The organism is Rhizobium sp. NFACC06-2 (assembly GCF_900101425.1).
Taxonomy (GTDB): domain Bacteria; phylum Pseudomonadota; class Alphaproteobacteria; order Rhizobiales; family Rhizobiaceae; genus Agrobacterium; species Agrobacterium leguminum.
In genome coordinates this window covers 243089-259004 of the sequence record NZ_FMVA01000003.1, presented here as the reverse complement: position 1 = coordinate 259004, position 15916 = coordinate 243089, and the positions used below count along the sequence as shown (strand labels likewise).

The window sequence follows — 15916 nt, the reverse complement described above, 5'->3', positions numbered from 1 at the left end:
ACCTCACTGCATCAGGATTTCAGACGAGACCTTGATGACATCGCCGGGCTGGAGCATGGCGTTTTCATCCACCTTCAGCTCCTTCGGCTTGCCGTTTTCCTCACGCACCACGACATAGCTGATCGTCGCTGATTTGCCCGAGGGATCGAAACGGATCGCTTCGGCCGATTGCGCCAGCGCTTCCGACATCAATTCGCGGCTGGTGGTCAGTTGCAGATTGAGCTTGTCCAGTTCGGCTTCCGTGTCCTGCAATTCCTTGGAGCGCTGCGCCACCCAATCGTTACGCAGGTTGATTTCGTCCTGCGTCGCCTTGTTGATATCCTGTTTGGCGCGCAGCGACTGCGTATCGATATCGAGCAGGTTGGATTCCACTTCCGCCGCGCGTTCTTCCGCGGAAATACGCCGCTGCGACAACGCGAGCCCCTGCTCGTTCAGCCGGTTGACCCGGTCGCGGTCCTCGTTGGCAAGCTGGAGCTGACGATTCTGCGTCTCTGATTTCTTCTTCAGGGATTCGACTTCGCTCTGCAGAAGGGCATGCAGGTCCGTCAGCGCCTTGAGCTGCAGGGTGTAACGTTCGGTGCGCGATTTCATCAGCGCGCTTTCGCTGGCCAGCAGCACGTCGATCTCGCCGATCTTTTCCATTTCAGGCGTCTTGGCGATGGTCGCGTCACCCTTGACCTCTGCGACCAGTCGCGCCTGACGGGCCAGCAGCCTTGCACGCTGGTTGTCATAGACGGCGGCGTCACCACGGGCATTGATGAAGTCGCGGGCAAAACGCTGCCCGGCATCCGAGCGCCGCAGGCCGCCGGCAAGGCTGACGGCCTTCAGCACCGTGAGATTGGCGGCATAAGGATATTCGCCCGGCGTCTGCACGTCCCCGCTCAAGAAGATCGGTCGGAACTGCGCGATCTCGACGGAGGCCGAAGGCAGGTTGCGAAGGGCGAACTTGCTCTGAAGCTGGGCTCCGATCTCTTCGCTGACCTCCGATGGGGTCTTGCCCGCAACATCCAGCTGACCGATGAAAGGCAGCGACAGCGCCCCAGACGGACCGACGGAATAATCGCCGTTGATCACATCCCAGTTGCGGATGCTGCCATCCGCCGGCTGCCATTCGGCAACACGGATACGCAGCTTGTCAGCGGTACCGAGCTTATATTGAGCGCCATCCGCAGCCATGGCGGAGAGCGGCGCGGCAAGGGCGACGGAAGCGGCAAATACGAAGGCCACAAACGGGCGGCGGGCGGCAGACAAGCCGTTCATCGGGAAACTCCCTGTTAGCGGATCGCCACACGGGCGATCCGGCCGTCGCGCAACTGGGCAGGGCCGGCTGCACAGTGCCGCGAAAAGCGGCCGGTATGATTAGCACCAATGACGCACCCAAAGACCGGACTTGGGATCCCGGTCGGGGTGCGTGTCGAAACGAAGATCGATAAAGCCGAACTCAATATCGGTTTTCAGTAGCTTCCGCGTGAAAGGCACACGGCGGGAATGGTCTTGACGATGATGAAGACATCCTGCCGCATCGACCAGTTCTGCACATAGTGCGTGTCGAAAGCGACGCGGGTCTTGTAGGATACGTCGTTGCGGCCGCTGATCTGCCACAGGCCGGTCAGGCCAGGACGGGTGCTGAGATAATAAGCGGCAGCGCTTTCATAATAGCTCAGTTCCTCATCCACGACCGGGCGTGGACCAACCACGCTCATTTCACCGCGGATGATGTTGAGCAGCTGCGGTAGTTCGTCGAGCGAGAGCTTGCGCAGCACGGCGCCGACAGCCGTAACACGCGGGTCGTTCTTGAGCTTGCGGGTGGCGCGCCATTCTTCGGCGGCTTCCGGATTGGCGGCAAGATATTGCCGCAGAATTTCATCGCCGTTCATCGCCATCGTCCTGAATTTCAGGCAATGGAAATAGCGGCCATTATGTCCCACACGCCGGTGGCCATAAAAGATTGGGCCGGGATCGGACAATTTCACCAGCGCGGCGATCAACAGGAATATCGGGCTGAAGATGAGCAGCGCAAGCGCAGCCGATGTCATATCGAAGCTGCGTTTTGCGATGCCCCCGATAGGGAAACTGACATCGAAGTCTTCGGAGCTGCTGAGTGTCTGTTCAGCCGATTGGGTCGCGGACTTCATAGAGAGAACTCCATTTATGTTTTGCGATTGGTCGGTGCCCGGAGGCGCGTCTTTCCGTCTAAAAGAGATAACAAGTCTGTGTTCGGAATTTGATGCTAATGGATTTTTTGTAAGGCACATTGGCCATGACCGTCTATGCGATTTCTTGCGCGAGCGGCCGATCAACGTCCGGGCAATATTAACGGTTGCATAAAAAAGCAACAAATGTGCCGACGGCCATGTGTTGAGAGCATGGGTACCGCCCCGGCATGTATTGGGTTTTGTGCCAGCGACAGTCTTTTCTTATGTGTTTCTTATGACTTGGCGAGATGAGACAGGAACGTTAAGAACAGCCACGTCTGTAACAGAATATAAAAATTTTTTGCATCGCAGCAAGATTGTGGCAATGCATATAAAATTTGACATATCCGTAGGGATTTTTTTGCCTGACATTGCCGGGCCGCCAAGAAAAAGCGATGGAAAAATTGCTAAAAGGGCGCAAACACGGCAAAAGAGTGGCAAGAAACTGCATTCTGGTCATGGCAGCCACGCAAAATTGCCGTAGCTGCTGGCCATTTTTTACCGACTCGACCCGACTTGGCCGTTCTAAGAGCGTTACGAAGCTCCAAAACCGCTGGAATCAGAAGGTTGGCGGTGTGCAGGCGCTGATGACCTCACAGGGCACGGGACCGACGCAACGGAAACGATGCGGCCTGCGGCTTTCGAAATAATAGGCATCCCCCGGCCCGAGCACCCGCCTCTCCTCATCGACCGTCACTTCCAGCCGTCCGGAAAGGATGATTCCTCCTTCCTCGCCATCGTGAACCAGCGGCACCTTGCCGGTATCGGCGCCCGGCTGGTAACATTCCTTGAGGATTTGCAGGCTGCGGCCGAAGACATTCTCACCCACCTGCCGGAAGGATATCGGCCCCTTGCCGATTTCAACCAGTTCATCCGCCCGGTAAAAAGCCTTGCGGCTCGTCTCCGGCTCGAAAGCGAAAAACTCGGCAAGGCCTATCGGTATGCCGTCAAGAATGCGCTTCAGCGCGCCGACGGAAGGGTTCGAGGTGTTGGATTCGATCAGAGAAATCGTCGAATTGGTGACACCGGCACGCCTTGCCAGTTCCCGCTGGGAAATATTGTGGCGCAGCCGCAAATGGCGCAAACGCCCGCCTATATCCACCGACATGCCTGAGCCCCCGTTGCCCTTGTTCGAAATATCGAAAACCCGAGTTCAGGCCTATAGCATTTTCAAGGGCTTGGCCACAGAGAGAAAAGGGCTTGTTCAGTCGCGAAAATAGCATTCAATCACCGGCAACGAACAGGAGACCACCATGGACAACCCGAGCCGATCCAATTCCACCTCGCTTGACAGCTACTGGATGCCGTTTACCGCCAACCGGCAGTTCAAGACCAATCCCCGCCTGCTGACGAGCGCCGAAGGCATGTATTACACCAGCAATGATGGTCGCCAAGTTCTCGACGGCACGGCTGGCCTCTGGTGCGTCAATGCCGGCCACGGCCGCCAGCAGATCGCGTCTGCCGTCAAACACCAGCTTTCGACAATGGATTACGCGCCCTCATTCCAGATGGGCCACCCGGTTGCCTTCGAATTCGCCGAGCGGCTGGCGGAAATTGCGCCCGGCCCGGAAGGTGCAAAACTCGACCGTGTCTTCTATACGGGCTCCGGGTCGGAATCGGTCGATACGGCGCTGAAGATTGCCATCGCCTATCAGCGCGCCATCGGCCAGGGCACCCGCAGCCGGTTGATCGGTCGTGAGCGCGGTTATCATGGCGTCGGTTTCGGCGGCATCTCCGTAGGCGGCCTCGTCAACAATCGTCGTGTTTTCCCGCAAATCCCCGCAGACCACCTGCGTCATACCCATGATCCGGCGAAGAACAGCTTCGTGAAGGGCCAGCCCGAGCACGGCGCCGAGCTTGCGGACGATCTGGAACGTCTGGTCGCCCTGCATGGCGCGGAAACCATCGCCGCCTGCATCGTCGAACCGGTCGCCGGCTCCACCGGCGTGCTGGTGCCGCCAAAGGGTTATCTGGAGCGTCTGCGCGCCATCTGCGACAAGCATGGCATCCTCTTGATCTTCGATGAGGTCATCACCGGTTTCGGCCGCATGGGCTCCACCTTCGCCACCAACTATTTTGGCGTTACCCCAGATATCGTCACCACCGCCAAGGGGCTGACCAACGGCGCGATCCCGATGGGCGCGGTCTTCACCAGCCGCAAGGTGCACGATGCGCTGATGCATGGGCCGGAAAACCAGATCGAGCTGTTCCACGGCTATACCTATTCCGGCCACCCCGTCGCCTGCGCCGCGGGTATCGCGACGCTCGACATCTATCGCGATGAGGGCCTCTTCACCCGCGCCGCAGAATTGCAGGATGTGTGGCACGACGCCATCCACTCCCTGAAGGGCCTGCCGAACGTCATCGATATCCGCACCATAGGTTTCATCGCCGGCATCGAACTGCAATCGCGCGACGGTGCTGCCGGCGCACGCGCCTATGATGTCTTCGTGGATTGCTTCGAGCGCGGCATGCTCATTCGCGTTACCGGCGACATCATCGCCCTTTCGCCGCCGCTGATTGCCGAAAAATCCCATTTCGACGATATTGTTTCGATCCTCGGCGACGCCCTGAAACGCGCGCTGTAAAAGTACAAATTTCTAATATAGAAAGGGCTGCAATACAAAATGCAGCCTTTTTTTGCATTTATCAGGCCTTCAGCGGAAATAGAATATTTATTAAGCATGTTCTATTATGTTCCTAAAGTATAACAATTGCGTGGGAACGCTCATATGGCATCGATTCAAAAAAAGATAATATTGGCAGGCATTGCAATCTTTTCCATCACCGGCAGCGCCGCGGGTGTCGGCATATGGGCGGCGGAGACGCTCAACCGTAACAGCGAATATGTGGCGCTTTCGGCGGACGTGCTTCGCAACCACATGCAGGCGGACATGATGCATGACGCGCTGCGGTCAGACGTGCTTGCCGCCATTCTTTCCGCCGATGCCAGAATGGACCTCGACCTCAAGGCCGTTAAGGCCGATCTTGCCGAACACGAGGCCAGTTTTCGCGAAGTGATCGAGGCAAACAAGTCACTGTCATCAGGCACGAATGTCAAAGCCGTCATAGACGGGGTCGAAAAGCCGCTTCTCGCCTATATGGATGCCGCCAACGCGGTGGTCGGACTTGCCGAATCCAGCCCCGAAGAGGCCATCAAGCTGATGCCGGAATTCATGCGGCAATTCTCCGCGCTTGAAAAAGCGATGGAAGCGGCGGGCGACCAGATTCAGGCACTTTCCGACACTGCATCGGCCGAAAGTGAAAAGACCAAGGCGGCAATCAACCTCGCCTTACAGGGACTTCTGGTTCTGGCGGCGCTTTTCTCCACCGGGCTTTTTCTGCTCACCCGCAAATCGATTATCCGTCCCATCCTACAATTGTCGAAAAATATGGAGACCCTGGCGGGCGGCGATACGTCTCAACCGCCCTCAGGCACGGACCGCAAGGACGAGATCGGCTCCATGTCCAGCGCTGTCGAGATTTTCCGACAGGCCGCTATCGCCAACCGGGCACTAGAGGAGCAGGCAGCGGCGGCCCGCAGGCAGGCGGAAGCCGATCAGGAAGCAACGCGGCGGCAGGCGGAAGAAGACGCTTCGGAAAGGCTGCGCATCGCAACCTCCGGCCTTGCGGCCGGTCTCAAGCGGCTCGCCTCCGGTGATCTGGCCTTCCAGTTGAATGACGCCTTCGCCCCACAATTCGAGGCCCTGCGTCATGATTTCAACACTTCGGTCCGGCAATTGGCCGAGACCCTTTTTGCCATTTCCGACGGGATAGGCACAATCGACGGCAGCAGCCGGGAAATCGCCGCAGGTGCCGGCGATCTTTCCCGCCGCACCGAAAATCAAGCCGCTTCCCTTGAGCAGACGGCAGCGGCGCTCGATGAAATCACCGTCAATGTCTCGAATGCCAACAAGCGGGCCGCAGAAGCGCGGCTCGCTGCCACCGATGCCAACCATAGCGCCCTGAAATCGGTGGAGGTGGTAAGCCATGCCGAGGAAGCGATGCGCCGTATCGAAGCCTCGTCGCGGCAGATCACCGGCATCATCGGCGTCATTGACGAAATCGCCTTCCAGACCAATCTTCTGGCGCTGAATGCCGGGGTTGAGGCTGCCCGCGCCGGCGAGAGCGGCAAGGGCTTTGCGGTTGTTGCACAGGAGGTGCGCGATCTCGCCCAGCGCTCGGCAAAGGCCGCAAGCGAAATCCGTGACCATATCCGGCAATCGTCCGTGGAGGTCGAGAGCGGCGTGAAGCTGGTTCTCGATACCGGCACAGCACTGAAGGATATCAGTGAACGCATCGCCGGCATCGACCGCCATATGAATGCCATCGCCACATCGGCCACCGAGCAATCAACCGGTCTGTCCGAAATCAACGCGGCGGTGAACTCCATGGATCACGCCACCCAGCAAAATGCGGCCATGGTGGAGCAATCCACCGCCGCGTCAGCCACGCTTGCCTCGGAAACAGCAAAGTTGCGTGCCCTGGTGTCGCGCTTCCGCCTGGAAATGGAAACGGCCGGCAGTCAGGATCAGCCACGCCGAGTAGCTTGATGTCTGCGACGAGGCGCGGATATCTCCGCGAAATGCCGGAAATCAGCCAGCACGCACCCACGGCGAGCCTCCGCCGTGGGTGGAACTCCAGCGATCAATAAGTCTGCATCGGTTGCGAGAGGCCGTCGCCGATCACGCCGTTACCATATTGCGCCACGGGCACACCTTCCTGGCCGATCGGCACGCCCTGCTGTGCGGGGCCGAGCGCCGTCACCACGATCGGCGTGCCATCGGGCACACGGTTGTAAAGGTCGATGATATCCTGGTTGAGCAGGCGCACGCAGCCGGAGGATACCGACTTGCCGATGGTCCACCATTCCGGCGAGCCGTGAAGGCGGTAGATCGTGTCCTTGCCATCCTTGAATATATAGAGCGCGCGCGCACCGAGGGGGTTCTTGAGGCCCGGCTCCATGCCGCCGTTGCGGCTGCTATAGGGTTCCAGTTCCGGCTGGCGCGCGATCATCTCATCGGGCGGCGTCCAGCGCGGCCATTGCCGCTTGTACTGAATGACGCCGCGACCGGCCCATTCAAAGCCCGCGCGGCCGAGGCCGACGCCATAACGCATGGCCTGATTGTTCTCATAGGTGAGATAGAGGAAATGATTGGCTGTATCGACGACGATGACGCCGGGGCGTTCACCCGTCGGGTTCGCCACCATCTGCCGCAGGAACTGGCGCGGAATCCGCTTGTAGGGGATTTCCGGCAGCGGGAACTGCTCGTCCGGCTTGGGGCCGTACATCAGGGCATACATCGGGTCGTCCGCGGGTGCTGCAGGCCGGGCGACCTCACGCGCAGTTGTATTGCAGCCCGCAAGGCCGGCAAGCGCCAGTCCACCTGCTCCAAGCAGGAAACCCCGCCGGGTCGTCGTCGTCTCGTTCAATTGAAAAACCTCATTTACGTCATCTCACGCCGGCAAAGGGATCTGCCAGCGCCGCCTCTGGGCGGCTGATAGGGTACTTCGTGCCGGAAACCTGCGATGCCATGGCCTTGGCGCCGTTCGATTTCAAAATGGCCCGGAAGCTCGGATGCATGCCGCCGTCTACATACGCGCTGAGCGGGCTGGAAGTTCCCTCACTCATGGCGGCGGCAAATTTTTGTTGCTCTTCGGCCAGTTTCGAAGCCACCAGCGGATCCTGCTGGTTGATGGCCGGCGGGCAGGCCGCCAGCGGATCGGCAGGTTCGCCTTCGGCAAATTCACTGTTGAAGACATAACGACGGCCGCAGACGGAAACCTTGGGTTGGCGGCGCGTTACCTCGAAATAGTCATAGCCTTCTTTCAGCGTCTTCCAGAACGGCATATTGGGGTCGTCCCGATGCGCCACCATATTACGGGCGCTCATGCGGAAGGGATAGGCCTGTACCTGAAAGCGGTCCTGCCCGCCCTGAAGTGCCCGCGCCACAATGGCGTAGATCTCGCCGACCTGCTGGTCGGTCATGGCGTAACAGCCGGAAGAGGAGCAGGCGCCATGCACCATCAACGCCTCACCGGTGTAACCGAGCGCCGATTCCAGCCGGTTGGGATAACCGAGATTGAAGGAGACGTAATATTGTGAGTTCGGGTTCAGCATGCCGGCCGAGACATGATAAAACCCTTCCGGCGCCTGCCGGTCACCCGTCTTCATCTTGGGGCCGAGCTTTCCGGACCAGCGGCACATGGGATAGGCCTTGAGCAAGGCGTAGTTTCCGGTCTTGTCGACCTTCCAGACCTCAAGCTCGCTTTCCTGTTTGAAAATGCGAACGAGAACCGGACTTTCCGGGCGCATGCTCTTGGCCGACATCTGCGCCATCATCTTGGACGACAGTTTCGGTGGGTCTCTCTTGACGCTGTCGAGCCCCATGGAAGTGCACGCGGCAAGGCCGCCACCGATCGCAACGATCGCGGCCATTCTTGCCCCTGCCCTTACCTTCTGCCGCAACCCCGCAACCGCGAAATCCAGCAATGCCTGCATGCCCATGGATCGTTCTGCCCGCCTGATTTGCCCGCCTTTCCGGCAGACGCTTAACTATCGAAGGTGGCCACAACACGGCAACCTCGCCCATGGACAAAGTCTCGTGAACAGACGTTACCCATTCGTTAATCATAAGGACACAAGCCCGTGATGGGGTGGCCGTGAAGGTGCGGGCCGCGATTATCGAAGCAGCCCCTGGCCGCCATCGATCCATACCGGCGTGCCGGTAATGTGGCGGGACGCATCCGACGCCAGGAAACCGATCAGCGCAGCGACATCGTCGCTCGTCCCGGCCACGCCGCCGGTTACCGGAATATCCCCAGCCGGGAAACGAACTGGAACCTCCGTTTTTTCCCGCCGGCGTATATCGGTATTTTCATCGATTGCCGTTTCGATTTCGCCCGGACACACCGCATTGACGCGAATACGATGACGCCCCAGCTCCAGCGCCAGTTGTTGCGCCATGGCGAATTGCCCGGCCTTCGTCACGGAATAGGCCGTAGCACCGGGCGATGTGAAGGTGCGGGTACCATTGATTGACGAAATGATGATGATAGACCCACCGCCGGCTGCTTTCAGATGCGGCACGCTGGCATGGACGGTGAGATAGGTGCCGCGCAGGTTGATGCGGATCGTATCGTCCCATTCGGACGGTTTCAGCTCGTCGATGGGCGCCCAGACGCCGTTGACGCCGGCATTGGCCACCACGACATCAAGCTGGCCGAAATTCTCAACCAGCGCTGCGACCGCGTGACGCATGGCCGCTTCATCCGCCACATCGGCCACAAGCACCTTCGAAGAACCGGATGCGGCACCTATTTCCCGGGCGACATCGTTCAATTCCGATTCGGTGCGGCCCAACAGACCGACCGAGAAGCCCTGCGCCGACAGATGAAGGGCGGCGGCGCGCCCAATGCCGGAGCCAGCGCCAGTCACTAGTGCAACTTTGCGAGCGGCCAATGTCATCGCCCTCCTTTTCGGGAAGCAATGGAGGTGACCGTCGCAGAGACGGGATCACTCGCCGGAAAGCTGTCCTCCAGCCCCTCCTCCAACTCTTCCTCCAGAATGTCGCGATCCTTCGATGTGCGGGCGCTCGCCTGTCCGTGCGGAGCTTCATCCTGCGCCGTACCTAGAGCGGAAAATTGCGAAGGCGCATCTGCCCCATGGCGCGTTCCGAACGCGGTCAGTTGCACCATCACCGCGCTCGCCCGTTTGATGGCCTCGGCATCGTCGATCCCTTCAAGACCGTCGGCGAGGCGAACCGAGACCTGATCGCCGTCGTTGCCGACGAACTCGATGGAGATAACCCCGTTATTGCGTTTTACATAGGTCGTCGAAAGTTGCATGACATGCCCTCCGGCTTGGAAAGCACCGGTACGAGTCCGATGCTGGAAAACGGTTAGAACCTGAATTCACAACGACGGCAGAGCGGAAGGGTTCCAGATGAATCAGGCCTTTGGCCCGGAAATGCAGGAGAGTTTCTTCCTGCGCGATGCGCTGGATGTGGCCCACGCCCTCATCGGCGCGGAGTTCCGCGTCGGCAATACTGGCGGCATCATCGTGGAGACCGAAGCCTATCATCCGGACGACCCGGCATCCCACAGTTTCAACGGGCAGACCCCGCGCAACAGGGCAATGTTCGGCCCGGCCGGCCGTCTTTATGTCTACCGGTCCTATGGTATTCACTGGTGCGCCAACTTTGTCTGCGCCCCGGGTTCCGCCGTGCTTCTGCGCGCCATCGAACCCCTGACCGGCATAGACATGATGAAACTGCGACGGGGAACTGACAAGCCGAAACTTCTCTGCTCAGGTCCGGGCAGGCTCTGTCAGGCGCTGGCCATTACGGGGGAGATGGACGGCGCGCCACTGAACGCAGCGCCGTTTTTCCTGCGGTTGCCGAAAGAAGCTGCGGCCGTCACCAGCGGCAGACGAATCGGCATCAGCCGCGCGACGGAATATCCGTGGCGCTTCGGGCTCAAGGGTTCGGCTTTCGTCAGCAAGAAATTCGAGAACGGAGAGGCCTGACAGGCGCGAGCACCTTCGGCGGCCCGTCATTTTCGTCGGGATTGGGTGTCGGCATCTCGTCCGGCAACCGGTCGGGTTCCGGTTCTTCCACCGGCGGAATATCCGGCTGCGGCGGCACGGGCATCGGCGGTTCGGGATAGGGTTCGACGGGAACGGCTGGCATCGCGGCCTCCTGATAAACACGCTTGGCCACGATGGGCACAAGCTGCGTTTTTATCTCGTGCGACAGCGCCTTTGCGCTGTCGTCAATCAGGCGGCGCAACACCCAATTCGCCCATCGGTCAAATGCCGGTCAGGTCCCTTCGGTCCGGTTGCGCCGCCCTGCGGGTCGTACAGGGAAAACGCGGGCACGGCCTGTCCGTTCCGTTTTTGAGGAAGGTTTTGCGATGGCTCAGGCGAAACCGAGCGCGCTGCGGGAAATATCGCGATTTTCGCAATAGTCGCGGGAGTGAGCCTCGTGACCATGCTCGCGAGCGGTCGAACGGTTAAGTTCCGGGCTCGGAACGTTGAGCAGCGCATCGGCATAGGTGCCGGTCGCCTCGACATCATCGATCACCGTCTGCTGTTGCGGTTTTAAAAATTCAAACATCCGTCCACCTCCTTAGACACGTCCCCTCAACGCGCCGGCCCGGGTCCTGTTCCATAACGCCCGTGACTGTTCCGATTATACATGAGACGGCGCAGACGTATAGATGACGAAAGGCGAACGTTATCAACTGACGTTCACAAAATGGAGTGGAATCAGTGAGCTATGGCGACAAGTTCAGGCAGGGCCGACAGATTCCCGCAAGATGAGCTCGACCGGCCACAATTCCTGAACCTCGCGAACGGGACGACCGCCGATGATCTGCAAAAGCAGGTCCGTCACCCGCATGCCCGCCATGCGCATGGGCGAGCGGGTGGTGGAAAGCGGCGGCATCATGCTTTCCGGCGTAAGATAAGGAAACACGTCGTCATGGGCTATGACGGAGACATCCTTGCCGATCGTCAACCCCATCTGCGTCGCGGCGCGATAGACACCCTGCGCCGTCATCATCGCACCGGCCACAAAGGCCGTCGGGCGCGGCGTCTGTTCCAGCAGCGAGCGGGCGAAACGAAAGGCCGTCTCCTCGCTGAAGTGCTCATTCATCATGAAACGCGGATCCGGCGTAATGCCGTGCGTGGCCAGCGCCTCGCGAAAACCCTGCTCGCGGTCCTGCACGAAGGTGCGGCCCACCGGACCATTGATAAGGGCGATGCGCCTGTGTCCGCGCTCCAGAAAATGAATCGTCGGACGATAGGTCACATCGTGATTGTCGATATCAAGCCAGGCATGCTCGAAAGGCGTCTTTGAGCGGCCATGCACGATGAAGGGCACACCCAGCCGGTTGAGCAGCGCGATGCGTTCATCTTCCGGACGCGGCGAATGCACGATGATGCCATCCACCCGGCCGCTCGCCGCCAGTCGGCTGAAAATCGCCAGTTCCTCATCGAGATTATTGTCGACGGTAACGCTGACGAGAATATCGGTCTCCTCCCGCTCCAGCCGGGTCGCCATGCCGCCCATGAATTCGGAGAAGAAGTGCCCGCCGCCCGAACGGCCCATGACGACACCGATGGCGCCCGCCCTGCCCGTCGCCAGCCTGACAGCATTGGCATTCGGCCGGTAGCCATATTTCAGCGCAGCCTCCATCACCCGCTGACGCGTTTCCTCGCGCACCTCGGGGTAGCCGCCCAGCGCCCGGCTGACGGTGGTGGGCGAGAGCCCGACTTTCTCTGCGAATTCCTTGAGCTTCATAATTTTTTGCCAATTTGCCCCTGCATGCGTCGCCGCCGCGGATTTTTCAAGCCGACAAAAATTGAAAACGATTTCAATTTTCCTCCACCTGAAACCTTACAGTTGATCATTCCCAAAGGCAAACGCCGAAAAATTACAGGCGAAAACAGCCGATTTCCTGGGAATTAGAAAGAGTATTGACATATTGTTCGGCTTTTGAGAGCCTCGCGTCAGTCAAAAGCGCTTTCAATTTTGAGGACAATCGGAAGCGTCAACGGAGGAGTTTGACAATGAATATTTCCATGAAGACTTTGTTCCTGTGCGGAGCGGCGTTTTCCGCCGCCGTTTCGGCTGAGGCGGCCGAGCTTTCCATCGCCGCCAATTCGACAGGCAAGAACGTCGCGTTCTTCCGCGAACGGATCGCCGCCTTCGAGAAAGAGACCGGTCACAAGGTGAATCTCGTCACCATGCCGTCATCGTCCAGCGAACAGTTCAGCCAGTACCGGCTGTGGCTTGCCGCCGGCAACAAGGATGTCGACGTCTACCAGACGGACGTGATCTGGGCGCCGCAGCTGGCCGACCAGTTCGTGGATTTGACCGCAGCGACGAAGGATGTGATCGGCGATCATTTCCCTTCCATCGTCGCCTCGCAGACGGTGGACGGCAAGCTCGTTGCCATGCCGATGTTCACCGACGCGCCGGCGCTCTTCTATCGCAAGGACCTTCTGGAAAAATATGGCAAGCAGCCGCCGAAGACCTGGAAGGAACTGAGCGAGACCGCCAAGGAAATCCAGGACAAGGAGCGCGAGGCAGGCCAGAAGGACCTCTGGGGCTTCGTTTTCCAGGGCAGCGCCTATGAAGGCCTGACCTGCAACGCGCTGGAATGGATCGCTTCCGCCGGCGGCGGCCATATTGTCGAGACCAACGGCGATATCTCCATCAACAATGAGAAGGCCGCAGCCGCCATCGAAACCGCCAAGGGCTGGGTCGGCACCATCGCGCCGCAGGGCGTGCTCGCTTATAAGGAAGAGGAAGCGCGCGGCGTCTGGCAGACCGGCAATTCCGTCTTCATGCGCAACTGGCCCTATGCCTATGCACTGGGTAATGGCGACGACAGCGCCATCAAGGGCAAGTTCGGCGTCACCCCGCTGCCGGCGGGCGCGGAAGGCGAAGCCCCTGCCTCGACACTCGGCGGCTGGAATCTCGCCGTTTCGAAATATTCCGACGATCAGGAAGCGGCCATTCAGCTCGTGAAATTCCTGGCATCAAAAGACACCCAGAAGATGCGCGCGATTCAGCTCTCCAACATGCCGACGATCGCATCCCTTTACGACGACAAGGATGTCGCTGCCGCGCAGCCCTTCATGCCGACATGGAAGCCGATCTTCCAGACCGCCGTTCCGCGTCCTTCCGCCTCGGCCAAGGTGAAATATAACGAGGTTTCCGCCAAGTTCTGGGGCGCCGTGCATAACACGCTCTCCGGCAACGGCACGGCAGCGGAAAATCTCGAACTTCTCGAGGTTGAACTGACCGATCTCAAAGGCAACGGCTGGTAATCCGGCCCGCGCGGGAGGCGGTCTTGACTGATCGTCTCCAGCGCCCCAACCGCGAGATATCCCCATGAACGACATCGCCCTTCAAAGACCGATCGCGGCATCCGACGCCGGCACCGGCTCTGACCTGCAGTCGGAAAGACTGAAATCCGCCTGGCTGTTTCTTGCCCCCACATTTCTGGTGCTAGCGCTGGTGGCGGGCTGGCCACTTGTGCGCACCGTGTGGTTCAGCCTCACCGACGCCTCGCTCACCAATCTCGACGGGGCGCAGTTCGTCGGCCTCAAGAACTACCTCACCTGGATCACGCTCAGCAGCGGCCGCACCATCTATCGCGGCCTACTTGCCGATCCCGCATGGTGGGGGGCGGTTCTCAATACGCTGAAATTCACCGTGGTCTCTGTCAGTCTCGAAACGGTGCTCGGCCTGATCGTTGCGTTGGTGCTGAACGCGGAATTCAAAGGCCGCGGCCTGGTGCGCGCCGCGATCCTCGTGCCCTGGGCCATCCCCACCATCGTCTCGGCGCAGATGTGGGCATGGATGCTGAACGACCAGTTCGGCATATTGAACGACTTGTTCCTCAATCTCGGGCTGATCTCCAACAAGATCGCCTGGACCGCCAATCCCGAGACCGCGATGATCGCCGTGCTGATCGTCGATATCTGGAAGACCACGCCCTTCATGGCGCTGCTCATTCTCGCCGGCCTGCAAATGGTGCCGAAGGACATGTATGAGGCGGCAAAGGTGGATGGCATTCATCCCATCAAGGTGTTCTTCCGCGTCACTTTGCCGATGATCCGCCCGGCCCTCATGGTCGCCGTCATCTTCCGGATGCTGGATGCGATGCGCGTCTTCGATCTCATCTATATCCTGACGCCCAACAACGCCCAGACCCGCACCATGTCAGTGCTGGCGCGTGAGAACCTGTTCGATTTCGACAAGTTCTCCTATGGCGCCGCCGCCTCCACCATGCTGTTCCTCATCATCGCCTCGATCACGGTCATCTATATGTGGCTCGGGCGCGTCAACACCGATGGAGCCGCGCGATGACCCTGCCAAGCATCCTGAAAACCACCGCTTTTTATGCGCTGGTCGCCGTCATCATGGTGATTTCGGTATTCCCGTTCTATTATGCGATCCTGACGAGCCTGAAATCCGGCTCGGCGCTGTTCCAGGTCAATTATTGGCCGCGTGACTTCTCGCTGACCAATTACAGCTTCGTCATCGGCAACGGCACTTTCCTGCGCAATCTCGGCAATTCGCTGTTCGTTGCATCTTCGGTTGTCGTGCTATCGCTGTTTCTTGCGGTAACGGCGTCCTATGCTCTCGCCCGCGTCCGCTTCCGTGGCCGTGCGCTGCTGCTGCTTACCATCCTGTCGGTTTCGATGTTCCCGCAGATCGCCGTTCTCGCCGGTCTCTTCGAACTGATCCGCTGGGCCGGCATCTTCAACACGCCGCTCGCGCTGATCTTTTCCTACATGATCTTCACCCTGCCCTTCACGGTCTGGGTGCTGACAACCTTCATGCGCGACCTGCCGATCGAGATCGAGGAAGCGGCTATCGTCGATGGCGCAACGCCATGGGTCATCATCACCCAGGTGTTCATGCCGCTGATGTGGCCGGCACTCGTCACCACAGGGCTTCTCGCCTTCATCGCGGCGTGGAATGAGTTCCTCTTTGCGCTCACCTTCACCTCATCGAACGAGCAGCGCACGGTGCCTGTCGCCATCGCGCTTCTGTCGGGCGGCTCGCAGTTCGAAATCCCCTGGGGAACGATCATGGCTGCGTCCGTCATCGTCACTGCACCCCTCGTCGTCCTCGTTCTGATCTTCCAGCGACGCATCATCTCCGGCCTCACCGCCGGCGGCGTCAAAGGCTAGGAGAAAA

At 59.6% G+C, this 15916-nt stretch carries 16 protein-coding genes; 6 read left to right on the top strand and 10 right to left on the bottom strand.

Going from position 1 to position 15916, the window contains the following annotated elements:
* Positions 1 to 3: 3 nt before the first annotated feature.
* From F3H58_RS08080 to F3H58_RS08070, 3 genes are all read right to left on the bottom strand, one after another.
* Positions 4 to 1260, bottom strand: coding sequence for a polysaccharide biosynthesis/export family protein (locus F3H58_RS08080; protein ID WP_065656288.1), 1257 nt, complete (start codon positions 1258 to 1260; stop codon positions 4 to 6).
* A gap of 194 nt (positions 1261 to 1454) precedes the next feature.
* Entirely contained in the window at positions 1455 to 2135 is a 681-nt protein-coding gene (locus tag F3H58_RS08075; RefSeq protein WP_003523803.1) for a sugar transferase, read from the bottom strand.
* Between the two features lie 619 nt (positions 2136 to 2754).
* On the bottom strand, positions 2755 to 3303 hold the full coding sequence (locus tag F3H58_RS08070) for a cupin domain-containing protein (RefSeq protein ID WP_003523802.1): 549 nt from the start codon (positions 3301 to 3303) through the stop codon (positions 2755 to 2757).
* A 145-nt stretch (positions 3304 to 3448) separates the two neighbouring features.
* Between F3H58_RS08070 and aptA the strand changes: the two genes are divergently transcribed.
* Together aptA and F3H58_RS08060 are read left to right on the top strand one after the other, a co-directional pair.
* Complete coding sequence (gene aptA / locus F3H58_RS08065; RefSeq protein WP_149741828.1) at positions 3449 to 4783, top strand: omega-aminotransferase AptA; 1335 nt, start codon at positions 3449 to 3451, stop codon at positions 4781 to 4783.
* Between the two features lie 144 nt (positions 4784 to 4927).
* Positions 4928 to 6748: a methyl-accepting chemotaxis protein gene (locus F3H58_RS08060; protein WP_149741827.1), complete on the top strand. Its 1821-nt coding sequence runs from the start codon at positions 4928 to 4930 to the stop codon at positions 6746 to 6748.
* 94 nt (positions 6749 to 6842) lie between these two features.
* On the opposite strand, the gene F3H58_RS08055 is transcribed toward F3H58_RS08060, so the two are convergent.
* From F3H58_RS08055 to F3H58_RS27180, 4 genes are all read right to left on the bottom strand, one after another.
* Complete coding sequence (locus F3H58_RS08055) at positions 6843 to 7628, bottom strand: L,D-transpeptidase (RefSeq protein ID WP_149741826.1); 786 nt, start codon at positions 7626 to 7628, stop codon at positions 6843 to 6845.
* 19 nt (positions 7629 to 7647) lie between these two features.
* Positions 7648 to 8703 (bottom strand): L,D-transpeptidase family protein, encoded by a 1056-nt coding sequence (locus F3H58_RS08050; RefSeq protein ID WP_188128825.1) that lies wholly within the window; start codon positions 8701 to 8703, stop codon positions 7648 to 7650.
* 174 nt (positions 8704 to 8877) lie between these two features.
* Positions 8878 to 9663 carry an SDR family oxidoreductase gene (locus tag F3H58_RS08045; protein WP_149741825.1) on the bottom strand — a complete coding sequence of 262 codons (786 nt, stop codon included), beginning with the start codon at positions 9661 to 9663 and terminating at the stop codon, positions 8878 to 8880.
* Positions 9660 to 10043 carry a hypothetical protein gene (locus F3H58_RS27180; protein ID WP_174036829.1) on the bottom strand — a complete coding sequence of 128 codons (384 nt, stop codon included), beginning with the start codon at positions 10041 to 10043 and terminating at the stop codon, positions 9660 to 9662. Before F3H58_RS27180 ends, F3H58_RS08045 begins: the two co-directional genes overlap by 4 nt.
* Positions 10044 to 10140: 97 nt before the next feature.
* On the opposite strand from F3H58_RS27180, the gene F3H58_RS08035 reads away from it, so the two are divergent.
* On the top strand, positions 10141 to 10722 hold the full coding sequence (locus F3H58_RS08035) for a DNA-3-methyladenine glycosylase (RefSeq protein ID WP_149741824.1): 582 nt from the start codon (positions 10141 to 10143) through the stop codon (positions 10720 to 10722).
* Here the strand turns inward: F3H58_RS08035 and F3H58_RS08030 are convergent.
* The 3 genes from F3H58_RS08030 to F3H58_RS08020 form a co-directional block, all read right to left on the bottom strand.
* Positions 10691 to 10885 (bottom strand): hypothetical protein, encoded by a 195-nt coding sequence (locus tag F3H58_RS08030; RefSeq protein WP_149741937.1) that lies wholly within the window; start codon positions 10883 to 10885, stop codon positions 10691 to 10693. The two genes, F3H58_RS08035 and F3H58_RS08030, sit on opposite strands and share 32 nt — an antisense overlap.
* A gap of 228 nt (positions 10886 to 11113) precedes the next feature.
* Complete coding sequence (locus tag F3H58_RS08025) at positions 11114 to 11311, bottom strand: hypothetical protein (RefSeq protein WP_003523793.1); 198 nt, start codon at positions 11309 to 11311, stop codon at positions 11114 to 11116.
* 174 nt (positions 11312 to 11485) lie between these two features.
* Positions 11486 to 12499, bottom strand: coding sequence for a substrate-binding domain-containing protein (locus F3H58_RS08020; protein WP_065656296.1), 1014 nt, complete (start codon positions 12497 to 12499; stop codon positions 11486 to 11488).
* A 269-nt stretch (positions 12500 to 12768) separates the two neighbouring features.
* Here F3H58_RS08020 and F3H58_RS08015 point away from each other — a divergent pair, with 269 nt between their 5' ends.
* From F3H58_RS08015 to F3H58_RS08005, 3 genes are all read left to right on the top strand, one after another.
* Complete coding sequence (locus tag F3H58_RS08015; RefSeq protein WP_080857284.1) at positions 12769 to 14034, top strand: ABC transporter substrate-binding protein; 1266 nt, start codon at positions 12769 to 12771, stop codon at positions 14032 to 14034.
* Between the two features lie 64 nt (positions 14035 to 14098).
* Positions 14099 to 15079, top strand: a complete 981-nt coding sequence (locus tag F3H58_RS08010) for a carbohydrate ABC transporter permease (protein ID WP_149741823.1) — start codon at positions 14099 to 14101, stop codon at positions 15077 to 15079.
* Complete coding sequence (locus F3H58_RS08005; RefSeq protein WP_137004723.1) at positions 15076 to 15909, top strand: carbohydrate ABC transporter permease; 834 nt, start codon at positions 15076 to 15078, stop codon at positions 15907 to 15909. Before F3H58_RS08010 ends, F3H58_RS08005 begins: the two co-directional genes overlap by 4 nt.
* Positions 15910 to 15916 lie beyond the last annotated feature (7 nt).

Coding starts and splice junctions, on each gene's coding strand:
- F3H58_RS08080 (WP_065656288.1), bottom strand. CDS start 1,260: ATGAACGGCTTGTCTGCCGCCCGCCGCCCGTTTGTGGCCTTCGTATTT.
- F3H58_RS08075 (WP_003523803.1), bottom strand. CDS start 2,135: ATGAAGTCCGCGACCCAATCGGCTGAACAGACACTCAGCAGCTCCGAA.
- F3H58_RS08070 (WP_003523802.1), bottom strand. CDS start 3,303: ATGTCGGTGGATATAGGCGGGCGTTTGCGCCATTTGCGGCTGCGCCAC.
- aptA (WP_149741828.1), top strand. CDS start 3,449: ATGGACAACCCGAGCCGATCCAATTCCACCTCGCTTGACAGCTACTGG.
- F3H58_RS08060 (WP_149741827.1), top strand. CDS start 4,928: ATGGCATCGATTCAAAAAAAGATAATATTGGCAGGCATTGCAATCTTT.
- F3H58_RS08050 (WP_188128825.1), bottom strand. CDS start 8,703: ATGGGCATGCAGGCATTGCTGGATTTCGCGGTTGCGGGGTTGCGGCAG.
- F3H58_RS08045 (WP_149741825.1), bottom strand. CDS start 9,663: ATGACATTGGCCGCTCGCAAAGTTGCACTAGTGACTGGCGCTGGCTCC.
- F3H58_RS27180 (WP_174036829.1), bottom strand. CDS start 10,043: ATGCAACTTTCGACGACCTATGTAAAACGCAATAACGGGGTTATCTCC.
- F3H58_RS08035 (WP_149741824.1), top strand. CDS start 10,141: ATGAATCAGGCCTTTGGCCCGGAAATGCAGGAGAGTTTCTTCCTGCGC.
- F3H58_RS08030 (WP_149741937.1), bottom strand. CDS start 10,885: ATGCCAGCCGTTCCCGTCGAACCCTATCCCGAACCGCCGATGCCCGTG.
- F3H58_RS08025 (WP_003523793.1), bottom strand. CDS start 11,311: ATGTTTGAATTTTTAAAACCGCAACAGCAGACGGTGATCGATGATGTC.
- F3H58_RS08020 (WP_065656296.1), bottom strand. CDS start 12,499: ATGAAGCTCAAGGAATTCGCAGAGAAAGTCGGGCTCTCGCCCACCACC.
- F3H58_RS08015 (WP_080857284.1), top strand. CDS start 12,769: ATGAATATTTCCATGAAGACTTTGTTCCTGTGCGGAGCGGCGTTTTCC.
- F3H58_RS08010 (WP_149741823.1), top strand. CDS start 14,099: ATGAACGACATCGCCCTTCAAAGACCGATCGCGGCATCCGACGCCGGC.
- F3H58_RS08005 (WP_137004723.1), top strand. CDS start 15,076: ATGACCCTGCCAAGCATCCTGAAAACCACCGCTTTTTATGCGCTGGTC.